Here is a 20,246-nt window from a genome sequence, read left to right on the forward strand (position 1 = left end):
AAAATAAGAATAAAAATGGCAGACGTTAAAGCACTTGGAGATCAACTAGTTGAACTTACTGTTAAAGAAGTAAATGAACTAGCAGAATATTTAAAAGAAGAGCACGGCATTGAGCCTGCTGCAGCTGCTGCTGTGGCTGTTGCTGCCCCTGCAGGTGGTGAAGGTGGTGCTGCTGGTGAAGAAAAAACTGAATTCGATGTGATTCTTAAATCACCAGGTGGTGCGAAATTAGCGATCGTTAAATTAGTAAAAGAACTTACTGGTTTAGGTCTTAAAGAAGCTAAAGAAATCGTAGATGGCGCTCCTAAAGCTATAAAAGAAGGTGTAGCTAAAGATGAAGCTGAAGGTCTTAAGAAGCAGCTTGAAGAAGCTGGGGCCGAAGTTGAGTTGAAGTAAGCCTTGGCGACATACACAAGGTCGTCTAACAAAAAAGTTAGGCCCCGATTCTAATCGGGGTCTTTTGCTGTTTGTAGCTACTTTACATTCAGTATAAATATTTTAGACCAAGGGAACGTTCTTTTGGTCATTTACAGTATCTTGTAATTTAAATCTTTAAAGCTTTGGCTAGTACAAACAAAAACGGAAGAATCAGTTTCTCATCTATCAAAAAGGTTATAGATTATCCTGATTTCCTAGATATACAGCTACAATCCTTCAAAGACTTTTTTCAATTAGAAACACCTGCAGAAAAAAGAGAACAAGAAGGTCTGTTCAAAGTTTTTTCTGAAAATTTCCCTATTCAGGATTCTAGAGAGAACTTTGAATTAGAGTTCATAGATTATATTGTTGATCCTCCAAAGTATTCAGTAGATGAAAGTATAGACAGAGGTCTTACTTATTCTGTGCCCTTAAAGGCAAAATTAAAGCTTACCTGCAACGATGAAGATAATGAGGATTTCGAAACAATAGAGCAGGAAGTATTCTTAGGTAACATCCCATACATGACCAAGAAAGGATCATTTGTAATAAATGGTGCTGAGAGGGTTATTGTATCTCAATTACATAGATCTCCTGGTGTGTTCTTTGCTCAAAGTAAGCACACTAATGGAACAAAATTATATTCTGCCAGAATTATACCTTTTAAGGGATCTTGGATTGAATTTGCTACTGACGTTAACAACGTTATGTACGCGTACATTGATAGAAAGAAAAAGTTTCCTGTAACCACTTTGTTAAGAGCCATTGGTTATGGTACTGACAAGGATATTCTAGATCTTTTTGGTCTTTCAGAAGAAGTAAACGCTACTATGAAAGATTTAAAGGGTGCTGAAGGTCGTAAGTTAGCAGCCAGAGTTTTAAAAACGTGGACTGAAGACTTTGTGGATGAAGATACTGGAGAAGTAGTTTCTATTGATAGAAATGAAGTGCTATTAGAAAGAGATCATATCCTTACTAATGAGGATATTGAAACTATTGTTGATTCTGGTGCAAAATCAATTATTTTACATAGAGAGGATGTAAACGTAACTGATTACACCATTATATTTAACACACTTTCTAAGGATAATTCTAACTCTGAGAAAGAGGCAGTAGAGCAAATTTACAGACAACTTAGAAATACTGAAGCTCCTGATGAGCAAACTGCTCGTGATATCATTCAAAGCTTATTCTTTAGTGAAAAGCGTTATGATTTAGGAGAAGTAGGTAGATATAGAATAAATAAAAAATTAGGGTTAGATATTGATTCTGATCAAAGAGTATTAACTACAGAGGATATTATCCTTATTGTAAAATACTTAATCGGATTGATTAACTCAAAGGCTGTGGTGGATGATATTGACCACCTTAGTAATAGACGTGTTAGAACTGTTGGAGAGCAATTATATACTCAATTTGGAGTAGGTCTTGCTAGAATGGCGCGTACTATTAAAGAAAGAATGAACGTAAGAGATAATGAGGACTTCAAACCTGTTGACCTTATCAATGCTCGTACGTTATCATCTGTAATAAATTCTTTCTTCGGTACAAACCAGTTGTCTCAGTTTATGGATCAAACTAATCCATTAGCTGAAGTAACTCATAAAAGAAGAATGTCGGCTTTAGGACCTGGAGGTCTTTCTCGTGAAAGAGCTGGTTTTGAGGTTCGTGACGTTCACTATACTCATTATGGTAGGTTATGTACTATTGAAACTCCTGAAGGTCCAAACATTGGTTTGATTTCTTCTCTTTGTGTTCATGCGAAGGTGAACAATATGGGATTCATAGAAACTCCATATAGAGAAGTTACTGAAGGTAAGGTGAATATGAGTAGTGATGTGAAGTATCTGACTGCAGAAGAAGAGGATACTCATAATATTGCTCAGGCCAATGCACCGCTTAAGGATACTGGAGAGTTCATTAACGAACGTGTTAAAGCAAGGTTTGAAGGTGACTTCCCTGTAGTTGAACCTACGGAGGTTAGATATATGGACGTAGCTCCTAACCAAATTGTATCGGTTGCCGCTTCGTTAATTCCTTTCTTGGAGCATGATGATGCGAACCGTGCTTTGATGGGATCAAACATGCAGCGTCAGGCAGTACCTTTGATGAAAGCAGAAGCTCCTATTGTAGGAACTGGTTTAGAAGCTCAGGTTGCTGTTGATTCTAGAGCTTTGGTATTAGCAGAAGGTGACGGTATCGTTGAATTCGTTGATGCTAAGAAGATCGTAATGAAGTATGATATGAACGATGATGAATTACTTATCTCGTTTGATAAAGATACGAAGACTTATGATTTAATTAAGTTCAGAAGAACTAACCAAGACACATGTATCAACTTAACTCCAATTGTTAAAAAAGGGCAAAGAGTTGTAAAAGGTCAGCCGTTAGTAGAAGGGTATGCAACACAAGGAGGTGAATTAGCATTAGGTCGTAACTTAAGAGTGGCATACATGCCATGGCAAGGATATAACTTTGAGGATGCTATTGTAATTTCTGAAAAAGTTGTTAGAGATGATATTTATACTTCAATTCACATCGATGAATACGAATTAGAAGTTCGTGATACAAAACGAGGTGAAGAAGAGTTAACTTCTGAGATCCCTAACGTAAGTGAAGAAGCCGTTCGTAATCTTGATGAGAACGGAATTATCCGCGTTGGAGCTGATGTTAAAGAAGGTGATATATTAATAGGTAAGATTACACCTAAAGGAGAAACAGATCCTACCCCTGAAGAGAAGTTATTAAGAGCTATCTTCGGTGATAAAGCAGGTGATGTTAAAGATGCATCTTTAAAAGCTTCTCCATCATTAAGAGGTGTAGTTATAGATACTAAACTTTTCTCTAGACCTAAGAAAGATAAAGATCTTAGAGCTAAGGCTAAGAAAGAGGTTGAAATACTTAAGGCTAAGTATACTAAACAACTTCTTAGTTTAAGAGGAGAGATGATTGAGAAATTGACTGAATTGTTAGAAGGTAAGACAAGTCAAGGAATCAAACATAAATTCGGTGATGAGTTGATCAGTAAAGGGGTTAAATTCAATGATAGAAATATTGAGCAAAATTTATTCCCTGAGAAGAACATTTATAAGGATGAAAGTACTTACAATGTTCCTGCTGAGGTAAACTTGATTTCTGATGTAATCTTAGACAACTGGACTGAAGACGAAAAGGCGAATGACTTAGTTGTAAGATTAGTGAAGAGCTATAACATTAAGAGAAATGAGATAGCTGGGGAATTTAAAAGAGAAAGATTTACGTTAGAAGTAGGTGATGAACTTCCTGCCGGTATCGTTCAGTTAGCTAAGGTTTATATTGCTAAGAAACGTAAATTGAAAGTGGGTGATAAAATGGCTGGGCGCCATGGTAACAAAGGGGTTGTGGCCAAAATCGTTAGAGATGAGGACATGCCTTTCTTAGAAAATGGAACGCCAGTTGATATTTGTTTGAACCCTCTTGGTGTACCTTCTCGTATGAACCTTGGTCAGATATACGAAACGGTATTAGCATGGGCAGGATTAGAGTTAGGTAGAAGATATGCGACACCTATCTTTGATGGTGCAACTATGGAAGAGGTAGCAGGTGAGTTAAGTGAGGCTGGATTACCTGAATACGGACGTGCATATTTATACGATGGTTTAACTGGTCAGAGATTCGATCAGCCGGTAACTGTTGGTATTGCATACATGCTTAAATTAGGTCACTTAGTGGATGATAAAATGCACGCGAGATCTATCGGACCTTACTCTCTTATTACTCAACAGCCACTTGGAGGTAAAGCTCAGTTTGGTGGTCAAAGATTTGGAGAAATGGAGGTTTGGGCACTTGAGGCATTTGGTGCATCTAACGTACTGCAGGAGATATTAACTATTAAGTCTGATGACGTAATAGGTAGAGCGAAAGCTTATGAAGCGATCGTGAAGGGTGAGAACATGAAGAAGCCTAATATTCCTGAATCATTCAATGTATTAGTTCATGAACTTCGTGGATTAGCATTGGAAATCACTTTAGACTAACGTTAAAAAAATAATGACCGGTGTAAAAGCCGGTCATAGACATTAAATAAACAAATTATGTCATTCAGAAAGAATAAAAAGTTAAACCTCGATTTCTCTAAGGTTACTATAAGTTTGGCATCTCCGGAATCTATTCTGGAAAGTTCTCATGGGGAGGTAACTCAGCCAGAGACTATCAACTATAGGACCTATAAGCCTGAAATGGGAGGATTGTTCTGTGAAAGGATTTTTGGGCCAGTGAAAGACTGGGAATGTCATTGCGGGAAATATAAGAGAATACGTTATAAAGGTATAATTTGTGATAGATGTGGTGTCGAAGTAACTGAGAAAAAAGTTAGAAGAGAAAGAATGGGACACATTGAGTTAGTGGTTCCTGTTGCTCACATCTGGTATTTTAAGTCACTTCCTAATAAAATTGGTTACTTATTAGGTTTACCTACAAAAAAATTAGATCAAATCATCTATTATGAAAGATACGTGGTTATTCAGCCAGGTATTAAAGAAGAAGATGGTTTGGCATATATGGATTTCCTTACAGAGGATGAGTATCTTGATATCTTAGATAAAATGCCAAGAGAAAATCAACTGTTGGATGATGATGATCCTAATAAATTCATTGCTAAGATGGGAGCTGAGGCATTAGAGATGCTTCTTTCTCGTATTGAATTGGATTCGTTATCATATGATCTACGTCATCAAGCGGCTACTGATACTTCTCAGCAACGTAAGGCTGAAGCGCTTAAGCGTTTGAAAGTAGTAGAAGCATTCAGAGAGTCTCGTACTAGAATTGAGAACCGCCCTGAGTGGATGGTAATTAGAATGGTACCTGTTATTCCTCCTGAATTGAGACCTTTAGTGCCTTTAGATGGTGGTAGATTTGCAACTTCTGATTTAAATGATCTTTACAGACGTGTTATTATTAGAAATAACCGTTTAAAAAGGTTAATTGATATTAAAGCTCCTGAAGTAATCTTAAGAAATGAAAAAAGGATGCTTCAAGAGGCTGTTGACTCTTTATTTGATAATTCAAGAAAGGTTAACGCTGTAAGATCTGATGGTAACAGGGCTTTAAAATCTTTAAGTGATATGCTTAAAGGTAAGCAAGGTCGTTTCCGTCAAAACTTATTAGGTAAAAGGGTTGATTACTCTGGTCGTTCAGTAATTGTAGTAGGACCTGAGTTGAAGCTTCATGAGTGTGGCTTACCGAAGAGTATGGCTGCTGAATTATTCAAGCCTTTTATTATTAGGAAATTAATTGAAAGGGGAATTGTTAAGACGGTTAAATCTGCAAAGAAGATTGTAGACCGCAAAGACCCTGTGGTTTGGGATATTTTGGAGAACGTATTAAAAGGACATCCTGTATTGCTTAACAGGGCTCCTACGCTACACCGTTTGGGTATTCAGGCATTCCAACCTAAATTAATTGAAGGAAAAGCTATACAGTTACACCCATTAGTATGTACAGCATTTAACGCTGACTTTGATGGTGACCAGATGGCTGTTCACGTGCCATTAGGTCAAGAAGCTGTGTTGGAAGCATCTTTATTAATGCTTTCATCTCACAATATATTAAATCCTGCTAACGGTGCACCTATTACTGTACCTTCGCAAGACATGGTACTTGGTTTGTATTATGTAACGAAAGGACGTAGAGGTACTGAAGATCACCCTGTGGCGGGTGAAGGTAGATCATTCTATAGTGGTGAAGAAGTAATCATTGCTATTAACGAAGGTCAACTTTCTAAACATGCTTATATCAACGTTAGGACTAAAGTTCGTAACGAAAAAGGTGAGCTTGAAACAAAAGTAATTGAAACTGTAGCAGGTAGAATTCTTGTTAATCAACATGTGCCTGAAGAGGTAGGTTACGTAAACGAACTTCTTACTAAGAAGAAACTTCAGCAAATTATTTCTGAAGTGTTTAAGGTTTCAGGTATGGCCCGAACGGCTCATTTCCTTGATGATATTAAGGAATTAGGATTCCAAATGGCATACAAAGGTGGTCTTTCAATGGGACTTAACGATGTAGCTATTCCTGAAGAGAAGGAAGCTCTTGTAGCTCAGGCTAAGGAAGAGGTAGATGCAGTTTGGAATAACTACTTGATGGGACTTATCACTGATAATGAACGTTATAATCAGGTAATTGATATTTGGACAAGGATTAATACTCAGTTAACCAATACGTTGATGACGCAATTGGCTGAGGATGATCAAGGGTTCAACTCTATATATATGATGATGCACTCTGGAGCCAGGGGTTCAAGAGAGCAGATCAGACAGTTGGGAGGAATGAGAGGTTTGATGGCTAAGCCACAGAAAAACTTAGCAGGTTCCGTAGGAGCTATTATTGAAAACCCTATTTTATCCAACTTTAAGGAAGGTCTTGATGTAATAGAGTACTTTATCTCTACACACGGTGCTAGGAAGGGTCTGGCAGATACCGCTCTAAAAACTGCGGATGCGGGTTATTTAACAAGACGTCTTGTAGATGTAGCGCAGGATTTGGTAATTACTGAAGATGATTGTGGAACATTAAGAGGTTTAACAGTTACTGCTTTAAAAGATAATGAAGATATAGTTGAGGCTTTATCTGAAAGAGTTTTAGGACGAGTTTCTGTGCATGATGTTTATGATCCAGTAACTGACGAATTGATTTGTGAGTCTGGAGATGAGATTACTGAGGAAATTGCTAAAGCAATTGATGAAAGTAATATCGAAGAGGTAGAAATCAGATCGTTATTAACTTGTGAAACTAAGTTAGGTGGTTGTGCTAAGTGTTACGGACGAAATCTAGCAACAGGTAACATGGTTCATGCTGGAGAGGCTGTAGGTGTAATTGCTGCACAGTCTATCGGTGAGCCTGGTACACAGTTAACTTTGAGAACATTCCACGTTGGGGGTACTGCTTCTAACATTGCTGTAGATGCTAACATCAAAGCAAAATTTGATGGAGTTATAGAATTTGAAGGAATCAGAACTATCAAAACTACCAATAAAGACGGTGATGCTGTTGAAGTAATCATGGGTCGTACAGGTGAGATTAGAGTAGTTGATGAGAAAAAGAAAACAGTATTAATGACTAACCACGTTCCTTACGGTGCATTCTTGAAAGTGAAAGAAGGTGCTAAGGTGACTAAAGGCGATGAATTGGTATACTGGGATCCTTACAACGCTGTAATCTTATCGGAGTTTGATGGTACTATCGAATTTGAATCGATTATAGAAGGTATTACTTACAAAGAAGAATCTGATGAGCAAACTGGTCACAGAGAGAAAGTAATAAGTGATACAAAAGATAAAACTAAAAACCCTGCTATTAGGGTGAATGGCAAAGAAGACGGTAAGTCTTATAATATACCTGTAGGAGCTCACTTAGCTGTAGATCATGATGATACCATTAAGGCAGGGCAAATCTTAGCTAAGATTCCTCGTACAATGGGTAAATCTAGAGATATTACGGGGGGGCTTCCTCGAGTAACAGAGTTATTTGAGGCGCGTAATCCTTCTAACCCAGCCGTAGTAAGTGAGATTGATGGAGTTGTTACTTACGGTGGTATAAAGCGTGGTAATAGAGAAATCTTCATTGAATCTAAAGACGGCATTAAGAAGAGATATTTAGTTTCATTATCTAAGCACATTCTTGTGCAGGACAATGACTTTGTAAAGGCTGGATATCCGTTATCAGATGGAGCAATTACTCCAGCAGATATTCTTGCCATCAAAGGACCTACTGCCGTTCAGGAATATTTAGTGAACGAAATTCAAGAGGTTTACCGTTTGCAAGGTGTGAAAATTAACGATAAGCACATTGAGGCTATCGTTAGTCAGATGATGCAGAAGGTTCAAATTCTTGACTCTGGAGATACAAGCTTCTTGACTAATGAAATAGTAGACAAGTTTGTATTCGGAGAAGAAAATGATGCTATACTTGACAAAAAGGTTGTAACTGATGCTGGTGATTCAGAAAACTTGAAGCCCGGACAGATTATTACCCCTCGTGAGTTAAGAGATGAAAATTCTAAACTTAAGAGAAAAGACTTGAAATTGGTAGAGGTTAGAGAAGCAATGCCTGCGGTATCTAGACCTACACTTCAAGGTATCACGCAAGCGTCATTGAAGACGGAAAGTTTCTTATCTGCGGCTTCATTCCAGGAAACTACTAAAGTTCTTAGTGAAGCAGCTATTAGAGGTAAGGCTGACCAGTTATTAGGATTGAAAGAAAACGTAATCGTTGGACATTTAATCCCAGCTGGAACAGGTCAGAGAAGCTTTAAAGATGTAATTGTAGGATCTCAAGAAGAGTACGATGGTTTAGTAGCTTCTAAAGAGAATACAAAGCATAGAGAACTTCAGGATAATTAATTGATATGGCTGACGATATTAAAAATAAGGAGGAAAACCAGAATCAAATAAATATCGAGCTGTCGGAAGAAACTGCGGAAGGAGTTTATGCTAATCTTGCGATGATTGCGCACTCGAGTAGCGAATTTGTAATTGACTTCATCAGGTTAATGCCAGGTGTGCCAAAAGCAAAAGTGAAATCGAGAATAGTAATTACTCCAGAGCATGCCAAAAGGTTATTAATAGCATTGAGTGAGAATATCACTAAGTATGAAGAGACTTTTGGCCCGATTAAAAAAACTGAAGAGGCTCCTAAATTTCCAATTAACTTTGGAGGTACAGTAGGAGAAGCTTAAAATATAATTATTGAATAGCATCCGCAAAGTTTTCTTTGTGGATGCTCATTCATGCGTATAATTATTTAATCAAACTATTTGATAAATGCAATGGTTTTTTTACCTTTGCAGTCCGAATTTTTATAAGGAAATAACTAAAGAAAAGATAGATGCCTACTATTCAACAATTGGTAAGAAAGGGTAGAAAGAAATTGGTGAGTAAATCAAAGTCACCTGCTCTTGATTCATGTCCACAAAGGAGAGGTGTTTGTACAAGGGTGTACACAACCACACCTAAGAAACCAAATTCGGCTATGAGAAAAGTAGCCAGGGTGAGACTTACAAACGGTAAGGAAGTTAATGCCTATATCCCTGGAGAAGGTCATAACTTGCAAGAACACTCTATTGTATTGATCAGAGGAGGAAGGGTAAAAGATTTACCTGGTGTTAGATATCATATCATTAGAGGTGCATTGGATACTGCTGGTGTTAATGGTAGGCTACAAAGAAGATCTAAATACGGTGCTAAAAGACCGAAAAAATAAATAGTATAAGAGAATGAGAAAAGCTAAACCAAAGAAAAGGTATATTCTTCCAGATCCTAAGTTTCAGGATACATTGGTAACTAGGTTTGTTAACTATCTTATGTTAGATGGTAAAAAAAGTATTGCTTATAACATATTCTATGAAGCTATTGCCCAGGTAGAAAGCAAAACTGGTGAGAATGGTCTGGAAACGTGGAAGAAAGCACTAAATAACATTATGCCTGCTCTAGAGGTGAAAAGTAGAAGGGTAGGAGGTGCAACTTTTCAAGTTCCTATGGAAGTTCGCCCAGATAGAAAAATAACTTTGGGAATTAAATGGATGATTAAGTATGCTCGTCTTCGTGGTGAAAAAACTATGAAAGATAGATTAGCAGGCGAAATCATTTCTGCATCTAAAGGAGAAGGAGCATCTGTGAAGAAGAAAGATGATACTCACAGAATGGCCGAAGCAAATAAAGCATTTTCACACTTTAGATTTTAATAGCTAATAAAATGGCAAGAGATCTTAGATTAACAAGAAACATTGGTATTGCTGCACACATCGATGCCGGAAAGACAACTACTACAGAGCGTATATTATATTATACTGGAGTAAGTCACAAAATTGGTGAGGTACACGATGGAGCTGCTACTATGGACTGGATGGAGCAGGAGCAAGAAAGAGGTATTACTATTACTTCTGCTGCTACTACTGTATTCTGGCCTTATAATGGAGAGAAATACCACATCAACATTATTGATACTCCAGGACACGTTGACTTTACTGTAGAAGTAAACAGATCATTAAGAGTATTAGATGGACTAGTTTTCTTATTTAGTGCTGTTGATGGTGTTGAGCCTCAGTCAGAGACTAACTGGAGATTAGCTGACAACTATAAAGTTGCTCGTATTGGTTTCGTTAATAAAATGGACCGTGATGGAGCTGACTTCTTGAACGTTAGTAAGCAAGTAAAAGAAATGCTTGGTACTAAAGCAGTTCCTTTACAGTTACCTATCGGTGCTGAAGCTGACTTCAAAGGAGTGGTTGATTTAGTTGAAATGAAGGCCATGGTTTGGAATGAGGAAGACAATGGTATGACTTTCAGTGAAGTTGATATTCCAGAAGACATGAAAGAAGATGTTGAAACGTACCGTGAAAGCCTTCTTGAGTCTGTTGCAGAATACGATGAATCTTTAATGGAGAAGTATTTTGAGGATCCTGAATCTATTTCTAGAGACGAAGTAGTAGCTGCTTTAAGAAAGGCGACTATTGACTTAGCCTTTGTTCCTATGTTATGTGGATCTGCCTTCAAAAATAAAGGTGTACAAACTATGTTGAACTATGTAATGGAGTTGTTACCATCTCCTTTAGATAGAGATAACATTGTAGGAACTGATCCTGACACTGAAGAAAAAATAACAAGAAAGCCTAGTGCTGATGAGCCTTTCAGTGCACTAGCATTTAAAATTGCGACTGACCCATTTGTAGGTCGTCTATGTTTCGTGAGATCTTATTCTGGTGGATTAGATTCTGGTTCTTATGTATTCAATACAAGGACTAATAAGAAAGAAAGGATTTCTCGTATCTTCCAAATGCACGCTAATAAGCAAAATCAAATTGACAGATTACATGCTGGAGATATTGCTGCTGTAGTTGGATTTAAAGATATCAAAACAGGAGATACATTATGCGAAGAAGGACATAAGATTGTTCTTGAATCAATGGAATTCCCTGAGCCAGTAATTGGTTACGCTATTGAGCCTAAAACACAAGCGGATGTTGATAAGATGGGTATGGCTATAGCAAAATTAGTAGAAGAAGATCCTACTCTTCAAGTTAACACTGACGAAGAAACAGGACAAACCATCCTTAGAGGAATGGGTGAGCTTCACTTAGATATTATCATGGATCGTTTGAAACGTGAGTTTAAAGTAGAAGTTAACCAAGGTGCTCCTCAGGTGGCATATAAAGAAACTATCACTACGTTAGTTGATCATAAAGAGGTTTATAAGAAACAAAGTGGTGGTAAAGGTAAATTTGCGGACATCGTATTTAAATTGAGTCCTGCTGAACCTGATGAGAATGGCGAGATTAAGCCAGGATTACAGTTTGTGAATAGCATTACTGGTGGTGTAATTCCTAAAGAATTTATCCCTGCTATTCAAAAAGGTTTCGAGTCTGCAATGGCTAATGGACCTTTAGCAGGTTACCCTGTTGAAACTATGAAAGTTGAGTTGTATCATGGTAGTTTCCATGATGTGGATTCAGATGCTTTATCTTTCGAATTAGCTGCTAGACTTGGATTCAAATCTGCTGCTAAACAAGCTGGTCCTCAATTATTAGAGCCTGTAATGAAAGTGGAGGTTATAACTCCAGAAGAATACATGGGTGCTGTAACTGGTGACTTGAACAAGAGAAGAGGTTTGATGAGAGGTATGGATACTAAAGGTGCTGGTCAAGTAATCAAAGCTGATGTGCCATTATCTGAGTTATTCGGTTATGTTACTGACTTAAGAACTATTACTTCAGGTAGAGCAACAGCTTCATTGACGTTCTCTCACTATGATCCAGTTCCTAAGAACTTAGCAGAAAAAGTAATAGAGGAAGTTAAAGGTGCAGCTGTTAAATAATTGAGTTATGAATCAAAAAATTAGAATAAAACTTAAATCATACGATCACAATTTAGTTGATAAATCTTCTGAGAAAATTGTGAGAGCTGTAAAAACTACTGGAGCGGTAGTAAGTGGTCCTATTCCATTGCCTACAATAAAAGAGAAATTTACAGTTTTGAGATCTCCTCACGTAAATAAAAAATCTAGAGAGCAGTTTCAACTATGTACTTATAAGAGATTAGTTGATATTTACTCTAACAGTACTAAAACTGTTGATGCATTAATGAAATTAGAATTACCTAGTGGAGTTGATGTTGAAATTAAGGTATAAGTTTTACCTTATACAAGACATAAAAAAAAGGGGCCTTAAGCCCCTTTTTTTTATGTCTATATTTTTGCCTGATTTTGTTCCAAATAATGATTGAGCTCTTCAAAGGATGCGACTAAGGCCGTCTCAATAAGGTGGACTTGTTCTGTTATTGTTTCATAATTCACTTGGGCTCTCGAACTGCTTTCAACTTCTTTGATAGTTTGCGCTATCGATGAAATTCCTACTATTTGAGTTGAAGAAAATAAGCTATGTGCACTATCATGTATACCCTTCCAATCCTTTGATTTTGTTGATAGAATTAACTTCTTTAATAATTCCGGTGAGCGTTGTAGATAAACGGAAATCCCTTCTCGAATTAACTCGGGATCGTTATTGGTAAAATCTTCTAGGTAAGATAGGTTTGTAAATGACTGCATATATCTATTTATGTAATCTAATTATTTGTTCTATTAACTTCTCAATATTTATAGGTTTGGTTGTATAATCATCCATTCCGGCAGCAAGACAAATTTCTTTTTCGCCAGCTAAAGCATTTGCCGTTAAAGCTATAATAGGAATGTCTGCATATTCAGTATTTAGATTCCTTATAGTTTTAGTGGTAGAATACCCATCTAAACTGGGCATTTGTATATCCATCAAAATGATATCAAATGTTTTTGTCTTTAAAATCTCAAGAACTTCTAGGCCATCATTTACGATTGTTACTTCCGCACCTCTTTTGTTTAATAACGTTTTAATAAGGAATTGGTTAAGTTCATTGTCTTCTGCAATGAGTATATTCAGTTCATTGATATTTTTTCTGCTACTAGAAGAGATGTTACTTTCAGTACTGTGAGTGCCTTTTTTTAGCGTTAATTCAAATTTAAATTCTGAACCAATACCTACTTCGCTGTTAACGCTTATGCATCCTCCTTGTAATTCTACTAAAGATTTTACAATGGTAAGGCCTAGGCCGGTGCCTCCATATTTGCGTGTAGTTTCTGTTGATGCCTGTGTAAAGTCATTAAATATTGATTCAAGCTTGTCTTCAGGTATTCCAATGCCAGTATCGGTTACTTTAAATTGTAAGGTATGTAAATTGTTGCTAGTTGAAATACATGAAGTAGATAAAGTGATTTGCCCCTTTTCTGTAAACTTGATGGCATTGCCTAATAAATTGATTAGGATTTGGTTCAGTCTAAATTTGTCGCCTACTACATGTAGTGGTACGTTGGCTCCGAATTTATAATCTAACTTTACTAAGTGTTGATTGACTTTAAATTTTGATAGCTCTATAACTTCTTTAAGGAGTTCAGATAAATTAAAATTGGTTTCTTCAAATGAGACCATGCCGGCCTCAATTTTACTGAAGTCAAGTATATCATTAATTAAGGAAAGTAGTGTTTCGGAGGCAAAGTGTAGTGAGTTGACATATTTTTGTTGCTCTTCTGATAGGGAAGTATTTTGTAATAGCTCGCTCATACCTATGATGGCATTCATAGGCGTTCTTATTTCGTGGCTCATATTAGCCAAAAATTTATCCTTTTCTTTTGACGCGTTTTCCGCTTCTTGTTTGGCTTTGGCTAATTCAGCAGTTCTTTGTTCTACACGTTTTTCAAGGTCATCATGTGCCAATTTCAATTGCTGTTCCGCATATTCTCGATCAGAAATTTCTTTTTGTAATAACTTGTTAGTAAAAACTAGTTTTTTGTTCTGATCCTGAAGTTTGGAAAGCATTTCTTTAACTTCAGTTAAATCCTTGATAGTAATTACCCCTCCAATAATTTCATCGTTTTGATTTTTAATAGGGGAAATGAGCATTTCGAAAAAGCCAGGTCTATTGATGTATGTTTTATCTTTTAGATAGACATGCTCTCCGTTAAGTACCTTCTTTAGTGCGTCTGTTTCTCCATGAAGTTCTATTATAACTTCATTTACGGGCTTTAATAGTACATCTTGTTTGGGTTGCCCTGAGTGGAGTTCCATTATTTTATTCCATTCGATTACCCTATAGTTTCGGTCAAAGCCTACTATACCATCTATCCAATTAGTTAGCAGAGCATTATTAAAATGCTTTTTAAAAGATTCAATATAACTAGAGTTCTGGGGATGTATTTTCACGAATAGCGTAGAATTAAGTCTATTTAAGTTATAAATAAATACTGAGAAAAAAATACGCAATTTAATAACAATTCTTTCTCGTAAAAGTTAAGAGTTAACATTAAAGACTTACTTATGAGATCAAATCATAACTCTAATCCTGAGTATAGTGGTGAATCACCTTCAGGAAAGAGTGATTCTGCGAATGAAAAAAGCAAGGGACAACCTTCTGATATTTCTACAACAAAAAGGCAAGAGGTCAATTATTCTATTCCAATAGGTGATACTTTGAAGGAAGAGGCCTATGCCACTCGCCAATTAAATAAAATTCTTTTTGCATTAGATGCCTTTAAAAAAGGTGACATATCAGTACGCTTAAACAAGGAAGAAGATGATGTTTTTTCTGAAATAGCAGAAGCCTATAATAGTATGGTGGAAATGATCTCTGGGGTAGGAGGAGAAGTTTCTAGGATTTCTAAAGTTGCTGGTATCGAAGGGAATTTAACAGCGAGAGCTTCAGCAGATAATGCTTCTGGTTTTTGGAAGGATATAATTAATAATATTAATGGCCTTGTAGATTCTATTGCTGTTCCCGTATTGGAGGTAGGTAAGGTGTTAAAGAATATTTCGGGAGGTAATCTTTATGAGAAATTTGAAATACCCGTAACAGGTGATTTTAAGGTGATGGCCGAAACCATTAATAGGACTATTGATAATCTGAATTTGTTTGCGGGAGAGGTGACACGTGTGGCCTTGGAAGTGGGGACAGAAGGTAAACTGGGAGGCCAAGCTACAGTTCCTAATGTAGCCGGAGTTTGGAAAGATTTGACAGATAATGTAAACCTAATGGCCAGTAACCTTACTAATCAGGTGAGGGATATTGCTAATGTTGCTACTGCAGTAGCAAAAGGTGATATGACTCAGAAGATTAAAGTAAGCGCTAAGGGGGAAATAGCCGATCTAAAAGAGAATATAAATATAATGGTAGATTCCTTGAATATATTCTCCGATGAGGTAAGCCGCGTGGCCCGTGAAGTGGGGACTGAAGGAAATCTTGGAGGTCAGGCGCGAGTACCTGGAGTAGAGGGTGTGTGGAAGGAACTTACAGAAAACGTAAATATGATGGCTAGTAATTTAACTAGTCAGGTAAGGGATATTGCTAAGGTTTCAACGGCTGTAGCACAAGGAGATTTAACACAAAAGGTCTCGGTAGATGTAAAGGGTGAGATTGCTGACCTTAAGCTGAATATCAATAAAATGGTGGATTCCTTAAATATATTCAGTAATGAGGTGACGAGAGTAGCTCGTGAAGTGGGGACCGAAGGGAAATTAGGCGCGCAGGCCAATGTGCCTAATGTGGCAGGTACTTGGAAGGATTTGACAGATAATGTTAATATAATGGCAAATAATCTTACTGCTCAGGTAAGGGACATTGCTAAAGTAAGTTCAGCAGTAGCTCAGGGAGACTTATCTCAGAAGGTAATGGTAAATGTGAAGGGTGAAATCGCTGATTTAAAGGAGAACATCAATGGGATGGTAGATTCCCTCAATATATTCTCCGATGAGGTAACACGTGTGGCACGTGAGGTAGGTACTGAAGGGAAGCTAGGAGGTCAGGCGAACGTACCAAATGTAGCCGGAGTATGGAAAGACCTTACTGATAATGTTAATATAATGGCCAGTAACCTTACCGATCAGGTTAGGGATATTGCAGATGTAGCTATTGCGGTGGCAAAAGGCGATATGACTCAGAAGATTAAGGTAGATGCCAAAGGTGAAATCGCTGATTTGAAGGAAAATATAAACCTTATGGTGGATTCCCTCAATATATTCTCTGATGAGGTAACACGTGTGGCACGTGAGGTGGGAACTGAAGGAAAGCTCGGAGGCCAAGCTATTGTACCTAATGTGGCAGGTGTATGGAAAGAGCTTACTGATAATGTAAACACCATGGCTAGCAACTTAACCTTGCAGGTGAGGGATATTGCAGATGTAGCTATTGCAGTGGCCAAGGGCGATATGACTCAGAAAATAACTGTAGACGTGCAAGGTGAGTTTCTTGAATTAAAGGAATACCTTAATCAGATGGTGGATTCACTGAACATATTTGCTAGTGAGGTAACACGTGTGGCGCGTGAAGTGGGGACGGAAGGTAACCTTGGAGGTCAAGCTAGAGTTCCAGGAGTAGAAGGCTTATGGAAGGAACTCACTGACAATGTAAATACCATGGCCAGTAACCTTACCGAGCAGGTGAGAGATATCGCTAAGGTATCTACAGCGGTAGCGAAAGGAGACTTAACAAAGAAAATATCGGTAAATGTAAAAGGCGAAATTTTAGAGCTGAAGGAGAATATTAACCAAATGGTTGACTCTCTTAACATATTTGCCAATGAGGTTACGCGTGTGGCACGTGAAGTAGGTACTGAAGGTAACTTAGGTAGTCAGGCTAGAGTGCCAGGTGTAGAAGGTGTGTGGAAGGAACTGACTGATAATGTAAATACTATGGGAAGTAATCTTACTGCTCAGGTAAGAGATATTTCTAATGTGGCCACGGCCGTAGCAGAAGGTGATCTGAGTCAGAAAATTACCGTAAATGTAAAGGGAGAGATAGCCGATCTTAAAGAGAACATCAACCGAATGGTGGATTCGCTTAATGTGTTTGCTGAAGAGGTAACACGTGTGGCGCGTGAAGTAGGTACGGATGGTAAACTAGGAGGCCAAGCAAATGTGCCAGGAGTAGAAGGGGTATGGAAGCAGCTTACCATGAATGTAAATATAATGGCCAATAACCTTACTACGCAGGTGAGAGCAATCGCTGGAGTTGCAACAGCTGTGGCTGGGGGTGATTTAACACAGAAAATTAGTGTTGAAGCTCAAGGAGAGGTTCAGGAGCTCAAAAATATCATTAATAAAATGGTGGATTACCTTAATATTTTTGCGGGAGAGGTAACGAGGGTGTCCAGAGAAGTGGGAACAGAAGGTAAATTGGGCGGTCAGGCTAATGTGCCCGGAGTAGAGGGTGTTTGGAAAGAGTTGACCATGAATGTAAACACCATGGCTAGTAACCTGACCTTGCAGGTAAGGGATATTGCACAGGTGGCAACTGCTGTAGCGAGGGGAGATTTGACCAAGAAAATTACTGTAGATGTAAATGGTGAGTTGGCTGTACTGAAAGAAAACCTAAATAAAATGGTGGACTCACTGAATGTATTCTCTAGTGAAGTAACTCGAGTGGCCCGTGAAGTGGGTACAGAAGGTAAGTTAGGAGGTCAGGCCAATGTGCCAGGGGTAGAAGGAGTGTGGAAGCAGCTCACTGAAAATGTAAATATAATGGCCAATAACCTCACCACGCAGGTAAGAGGTATTGTACGGTTGGTGACAGCCGTTTCTAAAGGAGATTTAACACAGAAATTTACTTTAGATGCACGGGGTGAAGTGGCCGAACTTGCGGAAACTATTAACTCAATGGTGACCATGCTTAATAGCCTTGCGCGAGAGGTGAGTAGGGTGGCCAGAGTAGCTGGTATGGAAGGTAAACTTACAGAGCGGGTGGCCATGACTGATATTAGTGGTAGCTGGAAGGAGTTGGTAGATACCTTGAACAACTTATTGGGATCTATTGTATCTCCAGTACTCGAAGTAAGTAGAATAGTAAGAGCTATTTCGGAGGGAGACCTAACACAGCGTGTTGAAATAGCTACTGCAGGAGATATTCACTCTATGTCTAATGCGTTAAATACTGCAGTAAGTAATCTTAATACACTGCTATTGAATATTAACGAAAGTTCAATGGTGGTAGGCGAGTCTTCTGAGGTGATGGCCGCAAAAGGTCTTGAAATGAATGAGGTTACTGTTAATGTAGCTTTTTCTATGCAAGAAATGGCTGAAGGAGCTAAAAATCAGGCAGGTAAAACAGATCAGGCATTTAAGCTCATAGAAGAGATTATGACTGTTACTGAAGAAACGGCAAGAAAAGCTGAAGTGGTAAATAATACGGCTGCATTAGGGGAGAATACTTCTCAAATGGGTATGAAAACCATATCTCAGGTGGTGAAAAACATGGAGCAAATATCTTCCTCAGCTGCATTGACCACAAAAACCATTGAAGTATTGAGTGAGCGATCACAAGAGATATCGAAATATTTAGGTGTAATTACTGATATCTCAGCGCAAACTAACCTTTTGGCTTTAAATGCGGCTATAGAAGCAGCCAGAGCAGGTGAAGCGGGTAAAGGGTTTGCGGTGGTAGCGGAAGAAATACGAAAGTTGGCAGAAGGCTCTAGGAAGTCGGCTAACGAGATTGAGACACTGGTAGGTGATGTGAAAAAAGATTCATCATCTGCTTCTACCGCCATTGTTAACATGACCGAAATGGTAGATAAAGGAAAGCAAGCTACCTTGGAAGCGACTGAAGCCTTTAAGAATATTGCCGATTCGAGTAGTAAAACACTTAAAACTGCGGAAGATATTAGGGTAGCAACGGAGCTTCAAAAGAAGAAAATATCTGATGTAGTAAAGTATGTGGAGGAAGTGGTTGATATAGCTGAACAAACAGCTAGCACTACAGAGGGAGTAGCCACTACGGCTCAGCAGCTGTCGCTTTCTATGGAAGAATTTACAGAATCAAGTCAAAATATGAAATTCATTGCAGAAGATCTACAAATGGGTATTTCTGCATTTAGGTTATATCAAAGTCAGGGTAAAGATTATTACTTCTCTCCTCAAATGCCTCAGACCAGAGTGAAAATGGGAATAACCAGAACGGTTCAAAAAGAAAAGCCTATTTCATTGAAATCGAGAGTGCTTAAAGGAACATCTTCTAGTTTAACCAATTTGGCATCGAAGAAGATAAGTGCAACAGGAGTAAAGAAGGAGGTACCACAAAAGTCCTCGGTTAAGAAAGTTGCCACTACTGAAGAAAAAAAGGAGGCTACGCCAAAGAAAACTACTGCAAGAGGTAAAAAGACAACTACATCGAGAAGTACAAAAGGTGGATCAAGTGCCTCTAATAAGAAATCTAAAGGAAATTAATAGTGTATGAGAGAAGACCAGTTAATTTCTGAAGAAAGTAAGGTGTCTCAGGAGCAACAAAATGATGAAAAAAGTTATCAATTTGTTACTTTTATGCTTGGGGGTGAACATCATGCTGTGAGAATTGAGCATGTGAAAGAAGTGGCTATTACACCACAGGTGTCGAAAATGCCTAAAACCCCATCCTTTATTAAAGGAGTGGCTAATATAAGAGGAGAGCTGATAGCTATTGTAGACCTAGAAGATAGATTTGGCTTAAAGCCTGCTCTATCGCTCAAGCGAGATGTGGAACCTGCAAAATCTTTCACTATAGTAATTGATGCTGAAACTTATACGATAGGTTTTGTTGTGAAAGAAGTTCCTAATACATTAGTGCTATCTGATTCTCAGATCGATCGTTCTGCTGATGTAGTGGAAAAGGCTAAGATTAGAAACAGATTTATAGATGGCCTTGGAAAAGGCAAGGAAGGACAGTTAATAATATTACTGGATATTCTTAAAGTTCTTTCGGAAAAAGAAGTGAGACAAATCTCGAAATAGAATTTTGAAGAAATAAACA

12 protein-coding genes are annotated in these 20,246 nt (G+C 38.0%); 10 read left to right on the plus strand and 2 right to left on the minus strand.

The genetic code is table 11. The features are described 5' to 3' along the window. Positions 1–15 precede the first annotated feature (15 nt). From rplL to rpsJ, 8 genes are all read left to right on the plus strand, one after another. Positions 16–396: a 50S ribosomal protein L7/L12 gene (gene rplL, locus ACXACQ_RS07385; protein ID WP_474975291.1), complete on the plus strand. Its 381-nt coding sequence runs from the start codon at positions 16–18 to the stop codon at positions 394–396. A gap of 164 nt (positions 397–560) precedes the next feature. Further along, entirely contained in the window at positions 561–4,433 is a 3,873-nt protein-coding gene (gene rpoB / locus ACXACQ_RS07390) for a DNA-directed RNA polymerase subunit beta (protein WP_474975292.1), read from the plus strand. A 57-nt stretch (positions 4,434–4,490) separates the two neighbouring features. Beyond that, complete coding sequence (rpoC, locus tag ACXACQ_RS07395) at positions 4,491–8,795, plus strand: DNA-directed RNA polymerase subunit beta' (RefSeq protein ID WP_474975293.1); 4,305 nt, start codon at positions 4,491–4,493, stop codon at positions 8,793–8,795. A 5-nt stretch (positions 8,796–8,800) separates the two neighbouring features. Beyond that, positions 8,801–9,130: a DUF3467 domain-containing protein gene (locus ACXACQ_RS07400; protein WP_474975294.1), complete on the plus strand. Its 330-nt coding sequence runs from the start codon at positions 8,801–8,803 to the stop codon at positions 9,128–9,130. A 149-nt stretch (positions 9,131–9,279) separates the two neighbouring features. Beyond that, positions 9,280–9,654 (plus strand): 30S ribosomal protein S12, encoded by a 375-nt coding sequence (rpsL, locus tag ACXACQ_RS07405; protein WP_202242120.1) that lies wholly within the window; start codon positions 9,280–9,282, stop codon positions 9,652–9,654. Between the two features lie 13 nt (positions 9,655–9,667). After that, the gene (rpsG, locus tag ACXACQ_RS07410) at positions 9,668–10,135 is read left to right on the plus strand and encodes a 30S ribosomal protein S7 (protein ID WP_474975295.1); all 468 of its coding nucleotides are present in this window, start codon (positions 9,668–9,670) and stop codon (positions 10,133–10,135) included. 11 nt (positions 10,136–10,146) lie between these two features. After that, a complete protein-coding gene (gene fusA / locus ACXACQ_RS07415) occupies positions 10,147–12,264 on the plus strand; it encodes an elongation factor G (protein WP_474975296.1) in 2,118 nt (705 codons plus the stop codon). Between the two features lie 7 nt (positions 12,265–12,271). Next, complete coding sequence (gene rpsJ / locus ACXACQ_RS07420; RefSeq protein ID WP_009581876.1) at positions 12,272–12,577, plus strand: 30S ribosomal protein S10; 306 nt, start codon at positions 12,272–12,274, stop codon at positions 12,575–12,577. Positions 12,578–12,633: 56 nt separating this feature from the next. Here rpsJ and ACXACQ_RS07425 read toward each other — a convergent pair whose 3' ends face one another. Together ACXACQ_RS07425 and ACXACQ_RS07430 are read right to left on the minus strand one after the other, a co-directional pair. Beyond that, complete coding sequence (locus tag ACXACQ_RS07425) at positions 12,634–12,993, minus strand: Hpt domain-containing protein (protein WP_474975297.1); 360 nt, start codon at positions 12,991–12,993, stop codon at positions 12,634–12,636. 4 nt (positions 12,994–12,997) lie between these two features. After that, positions 12,998–14,677, minus strand: coding sequence for an ATP-binding protein (locus ACXACQ_RS07430; RefSeq protein WP_474975298.1), 1,680 nt, complete (start codon positions 14,675–14,677; stop codon positions 12,998–13,000). A gap of 114 nt (positions 14,678–14,791) precedes the next feature. Between ACXACQ_RS07430 and ACXACQ_RS07435 the strand changes: the two genes are divergently transcribed. After that, complete coding sequence (locus ACXACQ_RS07435) at positions 14,792–19,687, plus strand: HAMP domain-containing protein (RefSeq protein WP_474975299.1); 4,896 nt, start codon at positions 14,792–14,794, stop codon at positions 19,685–19,687. Between the two features lie 6 nt (positions 19,688–19,693). Next, positions 19,694–20,227: a chemotaxis protein CheW gene (locus tag ACXACQ_RS07440; RefSeq protein ID WP_474975300.1), complete on the plus strand. Its 534-nt coding sequence runs from the start codon at positions 19,694–19,696 to the stop codon at positions 20,225–20,227. Positions 20,228–20,246: the final 19 nt, after the last annotated feature.

This window comes from Fulvivirga sp. AWR4_260 (assembly GCF_056158185.1).

What these genes read in the sequence shown, in the direction of transcription:
- rpsL (WP_202242120.1), top strand. Translation starts at nt 9,280, where the DNA reads ATGCCTACTATTCAACAATTGGTAAGAAAGGGTAGAAAGAAATTGGTG.
- ACXACQ_RS07400 (WP_474975294.1), top strand. Translation starts at nt 8,801, where the DNA reads ATGGCTGACGATATTAAAAATAAGGAGGAAAACCAGAATCAAATAAAT.
- fusA (WP_474975296.1), top strand. Translation starts at nt 10,147, where the DNA reads ATGGCAAGAGATCTTAGATTAACAAGAAACATTGGTATTGCTGCACAC.
- ACXACQ_RS07425 (WP_474975297.1), bottom strand. Translation starts at nt 12,993, where the DNA reads ATGCAGTCATTTACAAACCTATCTTACCTAGAAGATTTTACCAATAAC.
- rplL (WP_474975291.1), top strand. Translation starts at nt 16, where the DNA reads ATGGCAGACGTTAAAGCACTTGGAGATCAACTAGTTGAACTTACTGTT.
- ACXACQ_RS07440 (WP_474975300.1), top strand. Translation starts at nt 19,694, where the DNA reads ATGAGAGAAGACCAGTTAATTTCTGAAGAAAGTAAGGTGTCTCAGGAG.
- ACXACQ_RS07435 (WP_474975299.1), top strand. Translation starts at nt 14,792, where the DNA reads ATGAGATCAAATCATAACTCTAATCCTGAGTATAGTGGTGAATCACCT.
- rpsG (WP_474975295.1), top strand. Translation starts at nt 9,668, where the DNA reads ATGAGAAAAGCTAAACCAAAGAAAAGGTATATTCTTCCAGATCCTAAG.
- rpoC (WP_474975293.1), top strand. Translation starts at nt 4,491, where the DNA reads ATGTCATTCAGAAAGAATAAAAAGTTAAACCTCGATTTCTCTAAGGTT.
- rpsJ (WP_009581876.1), top strand. Translation starts at nt 12,272, where the DNA reads ATGAATCAAAAAATTAGAATAAAACTTAAATCATACGATCACAATTTA.